At 51.8% G+C, this 18,122-nt stretch carries 18 protein-coding genes; 7 read left to right on the top strand and 11 right to left on the bottom strand.

The annotated features are described in order from the left end of the window. Positions 1-33 precede the first annotated feature (33 nt). On the top strand, positions 34-525 hold the full coding sequence (locus IVG45_RS12275; protein ID WP_196434112.1) for a YchJ family protein: 492 nt from the start codon (positions 34-36) through the stop codon (positions 523-525). Between the two features lie 59 nt (positions 526-584). Beyond that, the gene (locus tag IVG45_RS12270) at positions 585-1,295 is read left to right on the top strand and encodes a YkgJ family cysteine cluster protein (RefSeq protein WP_230874565.1); all 711 of its coding nucleotides are present in this window, start codon (positions 585-587) and stop codon (positions 1,293-1,295) included. A gap of 82 nt (positions 1,296-1,377) precedes the next feature. Here IVG45_RS12270 and IVG45_RS12265 read toward each other — a convergent pair whose 3' ends face one another. Further along, positions 1,378-1,647 (bottom strand): metal-sensing transcriptional repressor, encoded by a 270-nt coding sequence (locus tag IVG45_RS12265; RefSeq protein ID WP_196434110.1) that lies wholly within the window; start codon positions 1,645-1,647, stop codon positions 1,378-1,380. A 204-nt stretch (positions 1,648-1,851) separates the two neighbouring features. Between IVG45_RS12265 and IVG45_RS12260 the strand changes: the two genes are divergently transcribed. The 4 genes from IVG45_RS12260 (at position 1,852) to IVG45_RS12245 (ending at position 8,751) form a co-directional block, all read left to right on the top strand. Then, the gene (locus IVG45_RS12260; protein WP_196434109.1) at positions 1,852-3,135 is read left to right on the top strand and encodes a TolC family protein; all 1,284 of its coding nucleotides are present in this window, start codon (positions 1,852-1,854) and stop codon (positions 3,133-3,135) included. A 118-nt stretch (positions 3,136-3,253) separates the two neighbouring features. Further along, the gene (locus IVG45_RS12255) at positions 3,254-4,774 is read left to right on the top strand and encodes an efflux RND transporter periplasmic adaptor subunit (RefSeq protein ID WP_196434108.1); all 1,521 of its coding nucleotides are present in this window, start codon (positions 3,254-3,256) and stop codon (positions 4,772-4,774) included. Between the two features lie 11 nt (positions 4,775-4,785). Beyond that, positions 4,786-7,899 carry an efflux RND transporter permease subunit gene (locus IVG45_RS12250; RefSeq protein ID WP_196434107.1) on the top strand — a complete coding sequence of 1,038 codons (3,114 nt, stop codon included), beginning with the start codon at positions 4,786-4,788 and terminating at the stop codon, positions 7,897-7,899. Between the two features lie 57 nt (positions 7,900-7,956). Continuing rightward, a complete protein-coding gene (locus tag IVG45_RS12245; RefSeq protein ID WP_196434106.1) occupies positions 7,957-8,751 on the top strand; it encodes a TraX family protein in 795 nt (264 codons plus the stop codon). A 51-nt stretch (positions 8,752-8,802) separates the two neighbouring features. On the opposite strand, the gene IVG45_RS12240 is transcribed toward IVG45_RS12245, so the two are convergent. From IVG45_RS12240 to IVG45_RS12190, 10 genes are all read right to left on the bottom strand, one after another. Further along, entirely contained in the window at positions 8,803-10,080 is a 1,278-nt protein-coding gene (locus IVG45_RS12240; RefSeq protein ID WP_196434105.1) for an MFS transporter, read from the bottom strand. A 298-nt stretch (positions 10,081-10,378) separates the two neighbouring features. Continuing rightward, positions 10,379-11,593, bottom strand: a complete 1,215-nt coding sequence (locus IVG45_RS12235) for an MFS transporter (protein ID WP_196434104.1) — start codon at positions 11,591-11,593, stop codon at positions 10,379-10,381. 25 nt (positions 11,594-11,618) lie between these two features. Beyond that, a complete protein-coding gene (locus IVG45_RS12230) occupies positions 11,619-12,044 on the bottom strand; it encodes a chromate resistance protein ChrB domain-containing protein (protein ID WP_196434103.1) in 426 nt (141 codons plus the stop codon). Positions 12,045-12,058: 14 nt separating this feature from the next. After that, positions 12,059-12,172 (bottom strand): Fe-Mn family superoxide dismutase, encoded by a 114-nt coding sequence (locus tag IVG45_RS12225; protein WP_230874564.1) that lies wholly within the window; start codon positions 12,170-12,172, stop codon positions 12,059-12,061. Positions 12,173-12,181: 9 nt separating this feature from the next. Continuing rightward, positions 12,182-13,096 (bottom strand): DUF1259 domain-containing protein, encoded by a 915-nt coding sequence (locus tag IVG45_RS12220; RefSeq protein WP_196434102.1) that lies wholly within the window; start codon positions 13,094-13,096, stop codon positions 12,182-12,184. Further along, positions 13,093-14,487, bottom strand: coding sequence for a chromate efflux transporter (gene chrA / locus IVG45_RS12215; RefSeq protein ID WP_196434101.1), 1,395 nt, complete (start codon positions 14,485-14,487; stop codon positions 13,093-13,095). The genes IVG45_RS12220 and chrA overlap by 4 nt, the downstream gene beginning before the upstream one ends. Next, on the bottom strand, positions 14,484-15,425 hold the full coding sequence (locus IVG45_RS12210; protein WP_230874563.1) for a chromate resistance protein ChrB domain-containing protein: 942 nt from the start codon (positions 15,423-15,425) through the stop codon (positions 14,484-14,486). Before IVG45_RS12210 ends, chrA begins: the two co-directional genes overlap by 4 nt. A gap of 427 nt (positions 15,426-15,852) precedes the next feature. Then, entirely contained in the window at positions 15,853-16,287 is a 435-nt protein-coding gene (locus IVG45_RS12205) for a putative iron-sulfur cluster-binding metallochaperone (protein ID WP_196434100.1), read from the bottom strand. A gap of 17 nt (positions 16,288-16,304) precedes the next feature. Then, the gene (locus tag IVG45_RS23005; protein ID WP_331725254.1) at positions 16,305-17,012 is read right to left on the bottom strand and encodes a MerT/CopZ fusion-like heavy metal transport selenoprotein; all 708 of its coding nucleotides are present in this window, start codon (positions 17,010-17,012) and stop codon (positions 16,305-16,307) included. Between the two features lie 97 nt (positions 17,013-17,109). Continuing rightward, complete coding sequence (locus tag IVG45_RS12190; protein ID WP_196434097.1) at positions 17,110-17,517, bottom strand: MerR family transcriptional regulator; 408 nt, start codon at positions 17,515-17,517, stop codon at positions 17,110-17,112. 212 nt (positions 17,518-17,729) lie between these two features. Between IVG45_RS12190 and IVG45_RS12185 the strand changes: the two genes are divergently transcribed. Next, positions 17,730-18,068 carry a hypothetical protein gene (locus IVG45_RS12185; protein ID WP_196434096.1) on the top strand — a complete coding sequence of 113 codons (339 nt, stop codon included), beginning with the start codon at positions 17,730-17,732 and terminating at the stop codon, positions 18,066-18,068. Positions 18,069-18,122 lie beyond the last annotated feature (54 nt).

Raw genomic sequence — 18,122 nt, 5'->3', positions numbered from 1 at the left:
CGACTTGCAGATGATCTAAACAGGAGAACAATAATGACTGTATGCCCTTGTGGTTCCAATCAACACTACGCGGACTGTTGCGGCAAATTCATAGAGGGTGGAGTGATCGCGTCAACGGCCGAAGCGTTAATGCGTTCTCGCTACACTGCATTCGTTACCCGCCATCTGGATCACATCGAACGTACCCATGCCCCGGAAATTCGAGAAGATTTCAATCGCGCGGAAGCCGAACGGATGGCGGAAGAATGTGAATGGAAAGGTCTTGAGATTCGTAATGTCTCTGAAAATGGTGATAATGCTGAAATAGAGTTTGTTATCCGTTTTCGCCGCGATAAACAAGACATGATTCAATTGGAACGATCCAGCTTTCGCCGTGACGACGGCCAATGGTTGTATGTCAGCGGCGAAATCAACCCGCAAGGGCCACAACGTTTCGTTAATAAAGTCGGCCGCAATGATCCGTGTCCTTGCGGCTCTGGAAAAAAGGCCAAAAAATGCTGCGGCACGACGACGGTTTTAGATTGATTTAACGGATGGCTTACCGTTTTCAATGTACAGCGTGTGGTAAGTGCTGCTACGGCCAGGTGCCTTTGACTATCGACGATGCATTCCGTCATGCCGACCGTTTCCCCCTGGCTATGGTGTGGTCACCGGTGCGGCAAGGCAGTAAAGACTTTACGATGGTTGCCAAATTAGGCGCGGTGTTTCATTTGCCCAACCGCAAACAGTTGGCGTCGCTGATCGTACCAACGGCTTATTTGCCGCCTAATCTTCCTTGTCCAGCGCTCGGCGCCGACAATCTTTGCAGCATTCATGCCGACAAACCGTTGCGGTGCCGCACAATGCCGTTTTACCCCTATCGGGAAGAGCAATATCAGGCGGAGTTGCTTAAGTTACAAAGCGGCTGGGCATGCGATATGTCCGACTCAGCCCCCATCGTCTTCGCCGACAAGGGCATTACACTGCGCGACGATTTCGATCAGGAACGTCAGGCGCTGGAACAGCAACACCCACAGATTCAGCGCTATGCCGATTACATGCTCAAATACACGCCCAATCTGCTGAACAGTCTGGTCAAAGCGTCTTTAAAAGCCAAAGCCGGTCAGGTAGTGACCAGTTTGTCATCATTTCTGACCGCGATACGCCATCCTGCAACTCAAAGCATCGCTCGGCAGCAATTACCGGTTCTGGAAGCCTATCAACTCAAGACCGCCAATCAAAAAGAGCTGGCGGATTTTCATCGCCATTATCAAGTATCGGCCAAAGAAATGGGTTTTTTGGCGGCCAGATCCTAACGAAAACAGGTTGCCTTGATCCTACTGTCCGGGTGCGACTGCCTTTCGTGATAGCAATAGCAAGTTAGTGGCAGGGTTATTGTTACAGGTATTTGGTGATGGCCTTGAACTCGCGGATGGTATCGTCCGCACTTTGTGCGCCATCGCGCACGGCGTGTTCTAGGCAATGGTCGATGTGATCATGAACCAAAATCTTCTTGGCATTGGCGACAGCGCTTTCAACGGCCTGTAGCTGCTGGGCAATGTCCAAACAAGCGCGATCATCCTCAATCATGGTGATGACGCTTTTCAGGTGGCCTTCAGCGCGTTTAAGCCGCTTGATGATGTCGGGGTGCGATGCATGTGTCGTCATTTTTTATCCTCTCCTGGGGGATAGCATGCTAAACTGAAATCCACATCAATTCAAGGACTCTAGTTAAGGTGCGAGCATTACCGTTTCATAAACTGTTACTGGTTAAAGCAACTGGCCAATGTGCTGAATCAGTGTCCCAGAAATATCCCAAATGGGTTGCTGAAAATTTGTTTCATTGCTTCTAAGGCTGGTTTGGAGAACAAGATGGCACACGGATATTTTAAACGCTGTTTGCTGCTATGGCTGTCGGCTCTGCCATGTCTTGCTGATGATTTAACCGTTAAAAATCCGGTCAATTCTGGATCTTCGATGATCGAGCACCATGACTCGACTGAAATCGATCCGGCTTTGACGTTATCGCAGTTGGTCGAGCAGACGCTGGAAAAATATCCTGATCGCTTGATCAATGAAGCGCTGGAACAGCAAGCCGATGCTTTGCAACAACGCGGGGACAGTTGGCTTGCCGGTTCGACAGCATTGGCATTGGATTACTTCGATGATCGTGTCGCCGACAACCGAGGCTCCCGTGAAGCCTCGGCCAAACTGGAGTTTACCGTGTGGAACTGGGGGCAACGGTCGGCGGCACAAAATGTTGCGGAACAGGCTCATCATTCCGCGCAGAAGCAGTCGGCAGCAGTGAAACTGGAAGTTTATCGATTGGTCAGAGCAGCGCTATGGGATATGAGTCTGGCGGAAAACCGTCTACAGCAGGCCCAATATAATCTGGATATTTCGGGACGGTTATTGGAAAAAGTGCGGCGACGGGTCGAGCTGGGTGATTTGCCGCGTGCCGATTTACTCTTGGCGGAAAGCGAGCATTTGCAAAATCGTTCCTTGCTGACGCAGGCCGAAGCGGAAATGATGCACAGTCGTAAAAGTTACGCCAGCTTGACGCAAACCACTAAGGTTCCAGGTACTTATCTGGAGCAACAGAGCGCTGTGGATACCATACTGCCCGACCATCCCGTGTTGGAAGCAATCAACGCAATGGTTGCCCGCAAACAAGCGGCGACTGAATGGGCGAAGACTACTGACACCATCAATCAACCCAAAATCAACCTTGGTGCCAAGAGCAGTCGCGACCAACGCGGCGGCGATGATATGCAAAGCGTGGGTATCGGCGTTGTGATTCCGTTTGGCCATAGCACTTACGATGCCCCTGAGATTGCCTCGGCGCATTTGGAATTAAACCAGGCCCTGGCGCAACGCGAACACCTGCAACGCCAACTGGAGAAGAATCTTCACGAGGCCCTACACGCTGTGGAAGTAACCCACCAAGAAGTCACGATTGCCAATCAAATGAAAGACATTGCCGCGAAACATCTGGCAATGACCGAAGTCAGCTTTAATGCGGGGGAAATCAATTTGCTGGATTTGCTGAAAATCCAGGCTCGTAGCCTAGAGGCTATCCGCAACGCCAAAGAGCAGGAAATCAGATTGCAGCGCAACATAGCGATGTATAACCAGGCGGTTGGCGTACAACCTTGAACAACACCGTTCATCCAGTGTCACTGGCGCAATCGAGTTTAAACATTGCCGATCAACCGGAATTTGAGCAGCTATCACCATCCATCTTTATTGAAACGAAGCCGGGTCGAGGTTTTCTTTGAAATCATCAAGTCTTTTACTACTAATCTGCCTGGTTTTGGCGTTACAGGTCAATGGGGCCAATGCTGCTGAAAGAGAAGCGCTGGCGTACACCGATTACACCGAGAACAGCGAGCTGTTTGTCGAATTCAAAGTCTTGGTCGTGGGCGAGGCATCGTCATTTGCCGCGCATCTGACCAAGTTGGCCGACTTTAAGGCTTTGACCGAAGGCAAGGTGATCGTGACGCTGTCAGGTGGCGGACAAGCCGACGAGAACTTTGAGGCTGGCCCATCGGAAAATCCCGGCATTTTCCGGCCGGTGGTGAAACCCGTCCATGCAGGTGAGCGGCAAGTGAGCGTAACTGTCCAAACGCCCAAACTGAATTCGGTTCATCGTTTGGGTCCGGTTCAGGTTTACCCGGATTTGCAGTCGGCGCCAAAAGCCAAGGAAGAAGCTAAAGCGCCCGGTGAAATCTCCTTTCTCAAGGAACAGCAATGGCAGGTGGCATTCGCTACGTCCGTGGTTCAGCGAAAAACCTTGCGTGCCTCGCTGCCTGCTACCGGAGTATTGCATGCGCCTTCCAACGCGGAAACAACCCTGACGGCGCCGAGTGCCGGCATCGTCATATTTCCCGAGCAGATGCCCGTGGTGGGCCATGAGGTGGCCCGTGGCCAACTTTTGGCATCCATCGTGCCGCGTCTGGCCGAACGGGGCGATATGGCGTCCTTGAGCGAGGAAGCCCGTAAGACGCAACTGCGTCACGACTTGGCGCATAAAGAGCATGACCGCGCCAAAATGTTGCTCGACAGCGGCGTGATGGCCGAGCGCCAAACCCTCACCGCGCAAACCACGCATGAGTTGACGCATGCTGAAATGGAAGCTGCGCAAAAACGCCTGAATCAATACCGACAACCTGCCGGTGCCAGCGGCAGCGCGATTCCGCTCAAGGCACCACTGGCAGGCATTATCGCGCAATCGTTTGTGAGTAACGGCCGCTACGTCGAAAGCGGTGAGAAACTGTTTCAAGTCGTTGATCGGAACAGGCTTTGGCTGGAAGCTCGGGTGCCGGAAGCTGATTCCGCACAACTCACGCAGATCAGCGGCGCAGCCTTCAAGGTTGACGGTTTTGACGAAATTTTCGAAATCAATCCCGGCGAAAACGGCAGACTGGTATCGTTGGCAACGGTGATCGATCCCGTACATCGAACCCTGCCGGTGATCTTTGAGCTCGACCGGCCTGATCCGCGCCTGCCATTAGAGTCCTTTGCTCGGGTGCGCTTGTTTACCGGTCAGGCGACCGAGGCGTTGGCCGTGCCGGAATCGGCATTGGTCGATGACAACGGGCTCTCCGTGGCGTTCGTCCAGACCGGCGGCGAGTCCTTCGAGCGTCGGCTGATCAAGCTGGGTGTGCGGGACGCGGGGTTTGTCGAAGTCAAAGACGGTCTCGCGCCGACTGACCGTGTCGTCAGCCAAGGCGCATATCTGGTGTATCTCGCGGCAACCGCGCCCGGCGCTGCCGTGCATGGCCACGTCCATTAAGGAGGGGTGTCATGATTGGATGGCTGCTGGATTGGTCGCTGAAGAATCGCCTGTTTGTCCTGTTATTAGGATTATTGCTGTTGCTCTGGGGTGGTTATGAAACCACCCGTATGCCGGTGGATGTATTCCCCGACCTGACGGCACCGACGGTCACCCTCATGAGCGAAGCGCACGGCATGGCGCCGGCGGAAGTGGAGCAACTGGTGACGTTTCCCATCGAGGCCGCCATGAACGGCGCGCCGGGTGTGCGTCGGGTCCGCTCCACCACGGGTGTCGGCTTTGCGGTGATCAATGTCGAATTTGCCTGGGGTACCGACATCTATCAGGCTCGGCAGATCGTCGCCGAAAAACTGCAATTGGCGCGTAGCGCACTGCCACAAGACTTGCCCTCGCCGATCCTGACCCCAATCGCTTCGGTGATGGGGGAAATTCTGTTTATCGCGCTGCGATCCGATCACGACGATGGCATGACCTTAAAAACCACGGCAGACTGGACCATACGCCGGCGTTTACTGGCAGTGCCCGGTGTCGCCGAGGTAATCAGCATCGGCGGCGATACCAAACAATATCAAGTGGAAGTCCGCCCGGAACGTCTGGTGGCCTACGGGCTATCCCTCAATGACGTGATCGAGGCGGTGCGTGCCTCTAATACCAACGCCTCTGCCGGTTTTCTCGCCAGTGGCGGCCAGGAATATCTGATACAGGGTTTGGGTCGAGTCAAGCAGATCGAGGATTTGGCGCAAACGGCCGTATCGAGTCCCTCGGGCCCGGTGTTATTGAAACATATCGCCGACATTCGCATCGGACCGGCCTACAAACGGGGTACCGGCTCTCACGATGGCGAACCGGCCGTCATTATCGGCATCCAGAAGCAGCCGTCGGTCAATACCCTGGAATTGACCGAGCGTTTGGAAAAAACACTCAATGAAATCCAGACGGCACTGCCCAAAGGCATGTCTATCGATACCAATATTTTTCGACAAGCGGACTTCATTGCCGTTGCGGTTGCCAATCTTGGTCACGCGCTGCGTGATGGTGCCATATTGGTGGTGATCATAGTGGCCTTGTTTCTGTTGAGTGCTCGCGCTACGCTGATTACCTTGATTGCATTGCCGATTTCACTGATCGTCGCCGTGTTGGCCATGAGCGCTTCCGGCGCTACCCTCAACACCATGACCCTCGGCGGCTTGGCCATCGCATTGGGGGCGTTGGTGGACGATGCCATTATCGTGGTGGAAAACATCGTGCGCAGGCTGCGAGAGCGTGCCGAGCAGCCATCACCCGCGCCGATTGCCGCCACGGTGCTTCGTGCCAGCCATGAAATTCTCGGCTCCATCGTTTACGCCACCTTGATCATCATGCTGGTTTTTGTACCGTTGTTTTTCCTCTCCGGCATCGAAGGACGATTGATGCAACCCTTGGGATTTGCTTATGTGGTGGCCATTGCCGCATCCCTGCTAGTCGCGGTAACCGTTACGCCGGCCTTGAGCAGTTATCTGCTGCCACATTCACGCACGGTAACGGAAGCGCACGAGAGCAAATTGGCGCTTGGACTGAAAACTTATTACACCGCCTGCTTGGCTCGCGTACTACCTCACTGGCGCTGGACAGTGGTGGCATCAACCGGCACGATAGTCGCCACCCTGATCGCCCTGGCGCTGACCGGTCGCTCGTTTCTGCCCGAATTCAACGAAGGCAGCCTCACCATCGCCGTGGTGACGCTTCCAGGCACGTCGCTGGAGCAATCGGATCAGATTGGCCAGATGGCCGAAAAAATCATTCTGCAACTGCCGGAAACCGCCGCCACGGCGCGGCGAACCGGGCGCGCGGAACTTGATCCCCATGCCCAAGCGGTTTATGCCTCGGAGATCGATGTCCGGCTGGCGATGAAAGACCGCGACAAGGAAACCGTGCTAGCCGAGTTGAGACGAAAGTTGACGCTGGTGCCAGGCGCCAACGCCGTGATCGGACAACCGATTTCGCATCGCATCGATCACATGTTGTCGGGTACTCGCGCCAATATCGCCGTCAAAATCTTCGGTGACGATTTGGCGGAATTGCGCCGTCTGGCCCAGCAAGTGAAGGGACTGGTGGACGCCGTCGAGGGGGCTGTGGATGTCTCTATCGACAATCCGTCGGATGTACCGTTTCTATCGGTGAAGTTTGACCGTGCCGCCATTGCCCGTTATGGGTTCACCATGGAGCAAGTGGCCGAGGTACTGGAAACGGCCTTTCAAGGCAAGGAAGTGTCACGCATCTTCGAGGGACAAACCGCCTTTGATTTGGTGGTGCGCTATCCCAGCGAATCCAAGGAAGACCTTGATGCCGTTCGCGCCACGTTATTAACCACGGCCAACGGTGCGCAGCTGCCCCTGCATGCCTTGGCGGATATTCAGAAAACCCGTGGCCCGGACACGATCAGTCGCGAAGATGTACAGCGCAAACTGGTAGTCATGGCCAACGTGGCGGGCCGTGACCTGGCCGGTGTCGTGAACGACATTCGCCAGCGGGTGACCGCGCAGGTGCAAATGCCGTCGGGTTACCACATCGAATACGGCGGGCAGTTCGAAAGCGCCCAGGAAGCCGCGCAAACCCTGCTGATTCTGGGCGCGGTGGTCACGGCGGGCATATTTCTATTGCTGTATGTGGCTTTTCACTCGATGCGCGACGCCTTGCTGGTGATGTCGAATTTGCCGCTGGCACTGGTGGGTGGGGTAATTGGCGTCTATGTGTCGGGCGGCATCTTGTCGGTAGCGTCGATGATCGGATTCATCACCTTATTCGGCATTGCCACCCGCAACGGCGTGATGCTGGTTGCCCACATTCGCAATTTATGGGAACAGGAAGGCGTGAAAGACTTTACCGAAGCCGTTAGACGCGGCGCCTCGGAACGGTTGATCCCGATATTAATGACGGCGCTTGCGGCGGGATTGGGATTGGCGCCGCTTGCCTTTAGCGGCGGCGAGCCGGGCAGTGAAATTCAGGCGCCAATGGCGACGGTGATTTTGTTCGGTTTGTTGACATCGACCGTGCTTAATTTATTGGTAGTGCCGGTGTTGTATCTACGGTTCGGCGATTTACGGAACACAGTCCCTGGTCATTTGACCAGGACTGAAGATGAATAGCCAAAGTGCTAGGTATCCTAGTGTGTATCAATGTATTGGGATAAGTTTTCGTGCCAAATGATGAATTTAGCTGTGGGAGAAATTTTCCATCGAATTTCACAATTAACGCAGATCACCAATAGTTCGAAAATACAAAATCGGAGCTCAAGTATTGATTTAATTAAATGGCTGGCAATCTCAACGATGTTGATAGATCACATTCATTATATCTGGCCATCACTCACTGGTTTGTTTGTACCAGGCCGCATTTCATACCCACTTTTTTGTTTAATTATTGCGGCTAATATCAATCGGTCAGCTCAAGTTGATGCTTTTTGTATTCAAAGCATTAGATATTTCGTGTGGCTAGTAGCCTTCTCGCTACTCTCTGAACCAGCGTATCGTGTATATTTTACAAAGCCCCTATCGCTCAACGTATTGCCAAGCTTGACTATTGGATTCGTGATTGCCCGGATGGCGTTACAAAAAAAGCTTATGGGCATTGGCGTAAGCATCGTTGCGATCTGTTTGGCTTATTGGTTCGATGGTCCTCTTATGTACGGCGTTTGTGGCACGTTGCTTCCTGCTGCGTTTCTCATTGCAATCAGAAATTCAACTGTTTTCTGGCTAATGCCCGCAGCTTTGTCTGCATGGATCAATAGAGGTGACTACTTATTTACAAATATAACCGGGTTACAGCTTTATCCGCTGCTAGTGCTGGGAACCAGCTTTATAGTTGCCTTATTTGGTCTCTGGCTGCTGCGCCAACCCATTCAGTTTAGGGTATGGCCAGTGGGGCGTTGGGCGTATTTCTTTTATCCTGGGCATCTTTTGATTTTATCCGCGGTAAGGTCGATTGCGCGAACCCTGTAATCAGAGATCAGCTTTTTGGCGTCATACTAAAACATTAAAGTGTAGCCTCAGTTACCTATGCATGTGATCGTGATTGGGTTTCCGTGAAATGATCGCCACCATGGAGATGATCAGGCAAATCGCACCGGCGATGGTGAAGGTCAACGGTGCTCCAAGACTGCTCACACCGTGTCCGATGGCCGGATAGGTGATTAGCCAAAACGTATGCGTTAGCGCGAAATGTGCCGCATACGCTTTTCCTCGGTCAGATTCTTTAGTGTGTTCGGCCAGTAAGGTTGAGGAAGATAGCGCGATGAGCGCCTGACCCACACCATTCAAAATCCAAAGCCAGACGAAAAGCAAAAATGGCGGTTGCTGCAAGCCCGGCAACAATATTAAACCCAATACGACACCGCCGGTTAGCAAGGCGCGTTCAGTCCAGCGGTGGCGGCGACCATGTAGCTCGGAAGGTTTTTTTGCGCCGGATTCATAGCGACCGGAAGCCCAACCCAAAAACAATGCGGTAACGGTAGAACCAAAACCCAGCCCCGCCATAGCCAAAACAAATTCGGTTTCACCCAACATCAGTACATCTTTGACATACACCACCGTGGCCACGATAGCAGCTGCCCCGGCAATCGCTTCAACCAAGTTCAATAATAACGCCCGCCGCAAAACGGCCTGGCGTAGCAATAGCCTGCTACCAAACGTTAATTCCACCAATAAGCTTCTGAACGAAAATTGAATGCTCGGTTTCGGTATATGCGGCAATACGCTGGCCCAGACGAGAGTGGCAGAAATTAAATAGGTGGCAGCATCAAACCAGAATAACCACTCAAGACCTAGCAGAGAAACCAGCAATCCGGCGACAGCCGGACCTAAAACGGCTTCCATGTCGACCGCTATCCGTGACAGAGAGAGCGCTCTTACGTAATGTTCGCTACCGACTACTTCAGGAATGGTGGAGTCATAAGTGGGTGTGAAAAAAGCGGTGGCGGCGTTGATCAAAAAAATCATCAGATAGACTTGCCACACACTATGCACGAACGGAAACAAAGCCATCAAAACAAAGCGAACGAGGTCGGCCAGTATCAACAACAGCTTACGATTCGCTCGATCTGCAAGCACGCCTGCCGGTTGGGAAAACAGTAAAAATGCCAGGATACGTAACATCAAGGCATTGCCAATCACCGTTGCAGCAGAACTGCCGCCCACCAATTGATGCGCGAACAGCGCTAAGCCCACCGTTGTCGCACCGCTACCGGCAAGCGAAATGAGCTGGGCTGAAAACAGCAGTCTGAAGGTAGGGTTACGGAAAAGTGATTTTGAAGGCTGTGGCAGTTGGCCCATGGTATTTCGATTTAGATGAAAATGTTTTTAGCAACCGCTCAGCCTTCTTATGTTCTTGATGCGGCTATGACAAAGCAGGCGGCCAGTTATGCGTTTCGCTCTGGCAATGACGACACCGTGCAAAGAGTGCATCGTACACTACCAAACCCTGTTTGAGCATGTCGTGATCATGGCTAAATATATGTGACAGCCCGAATGATATAGCCTATATGTTCCAATGAGTTCATCCGCTGTCAGTTGGGTTCGGCGCCCACAAATTATCACCTAGGCGTTTAAGGATCGGCGTAATAAGTGTTGGCTAGGTTTTTTCCTCGAATTTTCGAAAGGCTGTCCACAGCATCAAGTCGTAGGCAATCTTCAAAATACCACAACTCACCAAGGGCGCAGCAAAGAATCCAGCCGCAAATAATGCACCGCCCAATGCAGGGCTGAGCGACGACGCTAGGCTTCGGGGTACCAATGTAAAACTTGCTGCAGCGGTTCTCTCTTCAGGCGTCACAGCCGCCATGACGAATGCGCTGCGAGTGGGCACATCCATCTGTGATAGCAGTGAACGCAACAATAACAATCCGAGTGCGATTTCGAGTCTGGGTGCGAATGCAGCGCCGATCAAACAAAGATTTGCCGGAATGTGTGTGAATACCATGGTATTGATCAGCCCGATGCGCTTTGCCAATCGCGGCGCTGCAAGCTGAGATAGGGCCGTGAGCAATCCCGCCCAGAAAAAAAATGACCCCGCAGCCGTTAAGGACAGATCGAAGCGTTTGAATAACCAAAGCGCCAACAGCGAATTAACCACCAACCCACCGGCAAAGGCGTCCAGCGAAAATAGAGTCGCCAGCTTGAACACCACATGCTTCGAAGCACCTAATTGTTGTGGCGGCTTTCGCTCCTCAAAATGAGGCTGGGGTACATTTCTATATAGTAACCAAACTGTGAAGCCCACCAAACCATAGAGCACAAACATCATTCGCAACGCATCAAGCTGGCTTACCGCGATAATCCGGACAAGATGATCAGGTAAACCGGCAGACAGGGCGCCCAACGCCGCGAACAATGCACCGAGCAGACTATAGCGAGCGAACAGCGCCGTCCGTGCCTGGTCATGTGCCGCTTCTGCGAGACGCGCATGCTCCAGGGGTAGAAACAAACTCACGTCGCCAGAGCTCGGATTAAGCGTGCCAAAGAAAGCAATCAGGAGCAGCGGCCAGAATGACGATTCTATTGCGAAAGCAAAGCCCGTTGCGGCCATCAACAATGAGGCACCGAGGAGTAAACGACGATCAGAAAACCGATAGCCCCAGGCACCCACCGCCAACGTTGCCACTGCCGATCCCAACAGTGTCGATGTCGCGAGTACGCCCACTTGCCAGGTGTCGAATCCCAACGCCAACAAATAGGCGGGCAAGAGCACTGCGACATAGCCATCTGAAAACGCTCTTAAAGCACGACCAATGAGGATGGGTAATACAGACGGGGCAACTGCTGAGGGCAATAGGAGCCGTTGGATCATTTATCGACCTAAAAAGTAATCAGCATTATTCGACGGCATTGGCACACCAGGCATAGAGTGCGTCGTAGATCACCATCCCATGTTTCAGCATTTCGTGATCATCGGCGAAATTGAGTGACAAGCCTTTCGAAATGGCCAATAGACCGGCTGCTTCTTTTGCCAACTCTGGCTGTCCGCAGTCAGCCGCGCGTACGATCAGGGCAAGTCGATCAAGGCTGGCATCCCGAATAGCATATTTAGCGATGAAAGCATCAAAGCTGCATCGCTCGCCGTGATGGCCCAGTTCTACGCCCGGAACATCATAAGGCGTTGCGCCTGTTTCGGCGGCGACTCGCATCACATCATTGGCAGGCACATAAAGGAACTCTGGGGAATCGTCGATGAAGCGTGCGATCAACCATGGGCAAGCAATTCGATCAATTTTTGGGTGTTCGCGGGTAATCCATTTCATCGCACATTCCCCGCCTACCAGATCGTCCGTGCTTTTAACGCTTTTTCCAGACGCGCTGAAACCGTCTCCCAATGAATATTGCGAAAAAATGCATCCACATAAGCCGGAGCCGCCGCGCCGTAATCCATCTGATACTCCTAGGCTTTCGACTGAGTATCTAGCGCCGCTTTAAAAGCTTTGGCTAAATCGTTAACGCTACCTTCTCCCCAGTAATGCAAAAATACGATCCGTGGCGATTCGCGTATCATGTGGTTATGGATCGTGGTGATGGTGATGTCCGCACCGCGCAAGGCCTTCAGCACGCCTTGAAGTTCAGATTCCAGCACAGCAAAGTCGCCTTCGACGATAGCCTTGTCATTGCTGCCGGCAAACACCGCCCAAGTATTCACACCCATGGTCTTGCCAACAGTATGCCCGTCCATCTGCGTGGTGCGGCCAATGGTGACTTTATAGACTTCACCGGCTTTCTCGACGGGCGAACCAATAATGGTTTCAATGGGTTTCGGATCGAGCGAGGTCTTAGCGGTATCGAACGACTTTGGTTTTGGTTTAGTTTTGCCGTTGCTGGTTTCCTTGATTTTGGCAAACACCTTGCCGATACCCGTTGCCAGATTTTCCGCATCGCCGGTGCCGCCGATGTGCATGAACATTACTTTCGGAGTATCCCAGAGGAAATGGTTATGCAGGGCGGTAACCTCAATGCCGTTTTCCAGTGCGGTGCTCATCACCGGATTTATCTGATCTTCCTGTAACACCATGTCGCCCATCACCATGGTTTTGTCGCCTGCCGGAGAAAATCCGGCCCATGAGGTATATCCGGTCGCCGCTGTCATTTTTACGCCTGCCACGGAAACCGCCAGATCGCTACGTGGCACGGTGACTTTGAAGACATTCTCGGCGGTGTCGAGTTTGCCTTTGGCACCGGTCAGTTGCTCTATCTTGGCGGTATCCAGAGTTCCCGCATGCAGGCCGGGCGCTTGCGCGTAGGCTACGCCGCCCAGTAGTGATGAAATTAACAGCGCTAAAATGTGAGATTGACGCACGGTATTCATATAACAACTCCTTGCTGGGCCAGCCAGATTTTGATGAAACTAAACAATAGACCGGTTCCGCCACAAGCAGCGATTACCGGGATTACTCCCACTTTGTAACGAAACAGTGCTAAAAATGCGCAAAGGCTAATGACCGCTGAAATGGCATCGAAATTCCCTGTAAAACCTTGCGGCCAAAATACATGCCAGGCGAAGAACACCGCCAGATTGAGAATCACGCCGACCACAGCAGCGGTAATGGCTGTTAGTGGTGCGGTGAATTTCAAATTACCGTGAGTAGATTCCACCAAAGGGCCGCCGGCCAGGATGAACAGGAAACTGGGCAGAAAAGTAAAGTAAGTCACTACCGTTGCGGCAATAGCGCCAGCCAGAAACAGTTGGTCGAGGCCGAACACTTCCTTCGTCCATCCGGCGACGAACCCCACAAAGGTCACCACCATGATCAACGGGCCAGGCGTTGTTTCACCCAGAGCAAGGCCGTCAATCATCTGATGCGCTGTCAGCCAGTGGAAATGCTCAACTGCCCCCTGATAAACGTAGGGCAAAACTGCATAGGCGCCGCCAAAGGTCAGCAGCGCCGCCTTAGTAAAGAACCAGCCCATCTGGGTTAACGCACCATCCCAACCATAGCTGGCACACAGAAAGCCGATCGCGCCGCCCCATAGAACCAATCCGGCCAAAATTATTTTTGACAATGCGGCCCAACTGAACAGTGCATGAGGAGGTGTCGGGGTGTCATCGTCAATCAATGCCGGGCCATAGCTTTGTTTGGCCGAACCATGTCCGCCGCCGGTCGCAAATTTCCGAGGGGCTAGTTTGCCGCCAATGGCACCCAAGATGGCCGCAATCAGCACAATCAAGGGAAAGGGTGTGTCGAATAAAAAAATCGCCAGAAAAGCCAGTGCCGACATCGTCCACAGCACCCCATTCTTGAGCGCCCGTGATCCTATTCGATACGCAGCGAAAATCACGATGGCCGTCACAGCCGGTTTGATGCCGTAAAGAATGCCGGCAATCCCAGTGAGATGACCATAGGCCATATAAATGAAGCTCAGGCCAATCAGAATCAACAGTGATGGTAAAACAAACAAGCCGCCTGCAACGACGCCGCCCCAACTGCGATGCATTAACCAACCGATATAGGTGGCTAGCTGTTGAGCTTCGGGGCCTGGCAGTAACATGCAGTAATTCAGTGCATGTAAGAAACGCTGCTCGGAAATCCAGCGCCGTTTTCCCACCAGTTCCTGATGCATGATGGCAATTTGCCCGGCTGGGCCACCGAAACTGACAAATCCCAGTTTCAGCCAAAAACGAAAGGCTTCCCAAAAGCCTACTGGATCGGGTCTGGCTAAAGATTGCTCAGTAGATGAGGGTTTGTCAGGTTGACTCATGATCGGCTTACTCCTTTTTCAAACGTTACCAGCAGGCTGTCAAACACTGCACTGGCGGCGTTCAGTAATTGATCATCATCGTTGATGGCATCACGTAATCCGCCCAGCACGCTTTCAATGCCAACCGCTTCAGGTGGTTGTACCCCGCCAACGTCCAGGAAATGCACCAGCGCACCTAGGCGTTTCAGAGCGGGTTGTTCAAGGTCGAAACTGGCCAGTAGCACCTCGAAGGTCACCCGGCCATCCACATGACTGAAAGTCGCGCCATCGAAGTCGAAACCAAGTGCATCAGTCGGACAGTCGGTTGGCGAGGTTAACCACAGCAATTGGGCTTTAGGATCGATAAAGCGTCGAATTAGCCAGGCAGAGGCCAGACGATCCACCCAGGGACGGTTTCGAGTCGCCCAGGTACGGCCCTGATAATCGCTAATAGATAAAACCGAGATCGAGCCTTCAATTGCATGCGGCTCATCCGGAGACAAAATCCGAACAATTGAGAGTTCCAGTTCACTCAGCGCTGTTTCGGTTTGGCGTTGTGCTTCACCCGGAAAGAAGTCGATGGCAGACAGGCTGGTAAAGGCTTTACGGAGTTTTCGAGATTGTTTGAGAAGGTCTTGAGCCGTATCGACTGACAGTTCACCATGCACTTTGGCTATGTCCGTTAATAATGCCGAATATTCTTCACTACGATCAAAAAAGCCAATGAAATTCCCATTGTCCGGCTCTTCAGTCCGCAAAACCATTGCTGTGCCGCCATTCTCACGCACTTCAACGGCGATGGTTTCTAGTGTTTCGCGACAGGACTCACGGTCAGGCATCAGGTAAACACCATCACGCAACACCGCCGCACCGGAAGCCTTCAAAGATCGCCATATACGCATACGGGCCGTTGCGTTCTCGGTGGGAAGACTTGTTATAAGTAGATGCCAATTAATCATGTATTAAATACTACTAAGCGGTAGAGTATTTTACAATAAATAATTTATATCGATTGCAAACTTGGCTATAGCTAGAGATATTGAGTTACCGACTAAAAACGACAAGTACATGGTTGAAGAGATTATCGACACGCACAATGCGGATAATCCAGAACTGGATTATTCAACTGTAGCGCGCAGACCAGGGGGCAGAGACAAGTCATGCTTCGAGTTCAGGGTATCGAATAAGGTATCGGTGAAGTCGTCACGATTGAACGCAGCAGTGGTTACACTACGATAACGAAGTGAACAACATTGTCCATTTTTCACAGTGATCCTCTCTGGACAACGCCCGGACGTTTTTCGAATCGCCGGAATTGGCAGAAATCAGAGAAAAGCCGGCGTCAAAGCGCCGGAGGTTATCTGTTTGCAGGAGATAGAGGGTGTCTCAATGACTTTTTTCCAGATATTTAAAATTCGCTAAACAGCACTGGCCTGACGGGTTCCTGATTTCACAGGCACATTCCCCGGCTTTGGTGCGTTGCATGACAAAATCCTTTATCGGTTCCGCACGCTGAGCTTTTAACGCCGATAAATACTGCTCGGCGTCAACATCAAAACAGTAACAAAGCACGTTGTTTTGAATCGCTTGATAGCTTCGTAAATGCTGTTTGGGAATCGTGTTGCCCGCGTTGGAGAAGTAAGCAATTGAGCATGTTTTTGCCGGGCAAAAATAATAGCTGTCAGTGATTAGCGCCTGATTCTCTGGAAACCGGACTTGATGGTAAAGCGTCGGCATACCGACACTTTTACAAGTGGAGCCACACTTTGGACAAATCTGTTTGGTTTTGGTGGAAGTATTTGGGCAGCAGCAATCAGACATAGACTGTATCCTTGGCTTCATCGAGCAACAGGTGTGGCGAGCGAACCCGGATAACCAGCATCCGTCGTGGCTTTAATCAAGGCTGCACTATCGGTTTTTTGGTTATCGAAGGTTATGGTGGCCGTTTTTGAATCGTAATCGACAGTCACTTCTTGTACGCCTTCGACTTTCTGCAAAGCTTTCTTGATGGTGACTGTACACATGGCACAGGTCATGTTATCTATGTCCAGCGTCACCGTTTGCTGTCGATTCGGCTGTGTAACAGTCGTTTCGGCATGAACTGCCGGCATCCACAACACACTTGATGACAAGCTTAAAATAAACAAACTGGATTTAATGGTCATATCTGAATCCTGTCAAGCCATGAAAAAAGGCGCTAACCAGGGAAAGGCCAGCAGTATCAAAATGAACGTTGAACCCAACCAAAATATCAGGCGTTGTCGGCGTTGAAATTCGGATGTGGCACAGCTTTCACCTGCCGCACAGCGGTCAGGCGTTAGATAGAGTTTTCGATAGCCGAGTCCTATAAAAAGCAGGGTTAAGACGATGAAAAATGGACGGATCGGTTCCAATCCCGTCAACGTACTCATCCATGCGCCGCCAATACCTAAAGATAAAAGTAAAAAGGGCCCGACACAGCATGCCGAAGCCCCTATAGCGGCCAAGAGAGCGCCGATACCTAACCATGACGGGGTGTTAATGGGTGTTTCAGGGTCTGTATTCATGCGAATCTCCTCAACCAAACAATGCTCAATGCTGGCAAGAAGTCTAAACTCCGTTGTTCAGAACAGAGTCAAGTGGGCGATGGTGACTTACTTACAATCAGGATTTGGTTGATGCATCATCGCTAAACGCCTCGAGAATGGCGCAACGCGCGGCTGAAGCTGTCTGTTGGCAATCGTTGACCAGAGTTTCCAATACCTGATGGAGAGCTGTTAAATTTTTGATTTGTTGGTCGATCTGCTGGCATTTCTGCTCGGCGAGTTGTCGTACGTCAGCACAATGTGCCCCGTCAAGCGATAACAAGGTGGCAATTTCCTTCAAGGTAAATCCAGCTTGTTGAGCGCGTTTGATAAAACGGATTCGGGTAACCGCATCAGTTGAATAACAGCGATAACCGCCGTCGGGTTTCTCCGGTTCCGTCAGTAAACCCATGCGTTGATAGTGACGGATGGTTTCGATGGTGACTTCGGTTTGTTTGGCAAGTTTGCCGATGGTCAACGTTGGCATTTTGGGTCTTCTCGGTGCACCGTAAGGATTCGTCCGAAAATGGACAATACTCGATCCGCTCTATCAAACGAGGGTAACTTGTTATCAGTCGATGGTTAAAAAGTTGTACTTTCTGCAAATACCGATAGTATTATCAGTCCGAATGCAACAAAAACCGGTCCATAACCTTGATTCGTTAAATCCGCAACACGATGAACCTACGTTTAACCATAATGTTAACCCTCATCATGGCAATTATGCCTGTTGTGGTTGCGTTTGCTCATTATTCTGAACTCACAAGGCAGTTATCGATTGTACAAATCGTTGCTGCTGCCGACGAGATGGGCGACGAAGGGTTTTCAGCTTCATCTCATTCCGATCATTGTCACTCCGTTACTGCCAAGCCTCACTTGACCAGTTGCAGCTTTCATGTTTGCGCCGATTGCGCAATCACATCATCCTTTGGGTTTATCCTGCCCCATATCTCTAGCCGCTATAGCGCTGGAGAAATACCCACATCGGTTTCGTTGCTTGTTCCCCCGGATATAAAACCGCCGATTATTACCCTCTAAGCTGTTCAACGGCGGTGTTTTGCCGTAAAAAACAACCATCGCCATTAAGATGAT

Origin of the sequence: Methylomonas sp. LL1, assembly GCF_015711015.1 — a bacterium.
Lineage (GTDB): Bacteria > Pseudomonadota > Gammaproteobacteria > Methylococcales > Methylomonadaceae > Methylomonas.
This window is presented reverse-complemented; position numbering and strand designations above follow the sequence as displayed.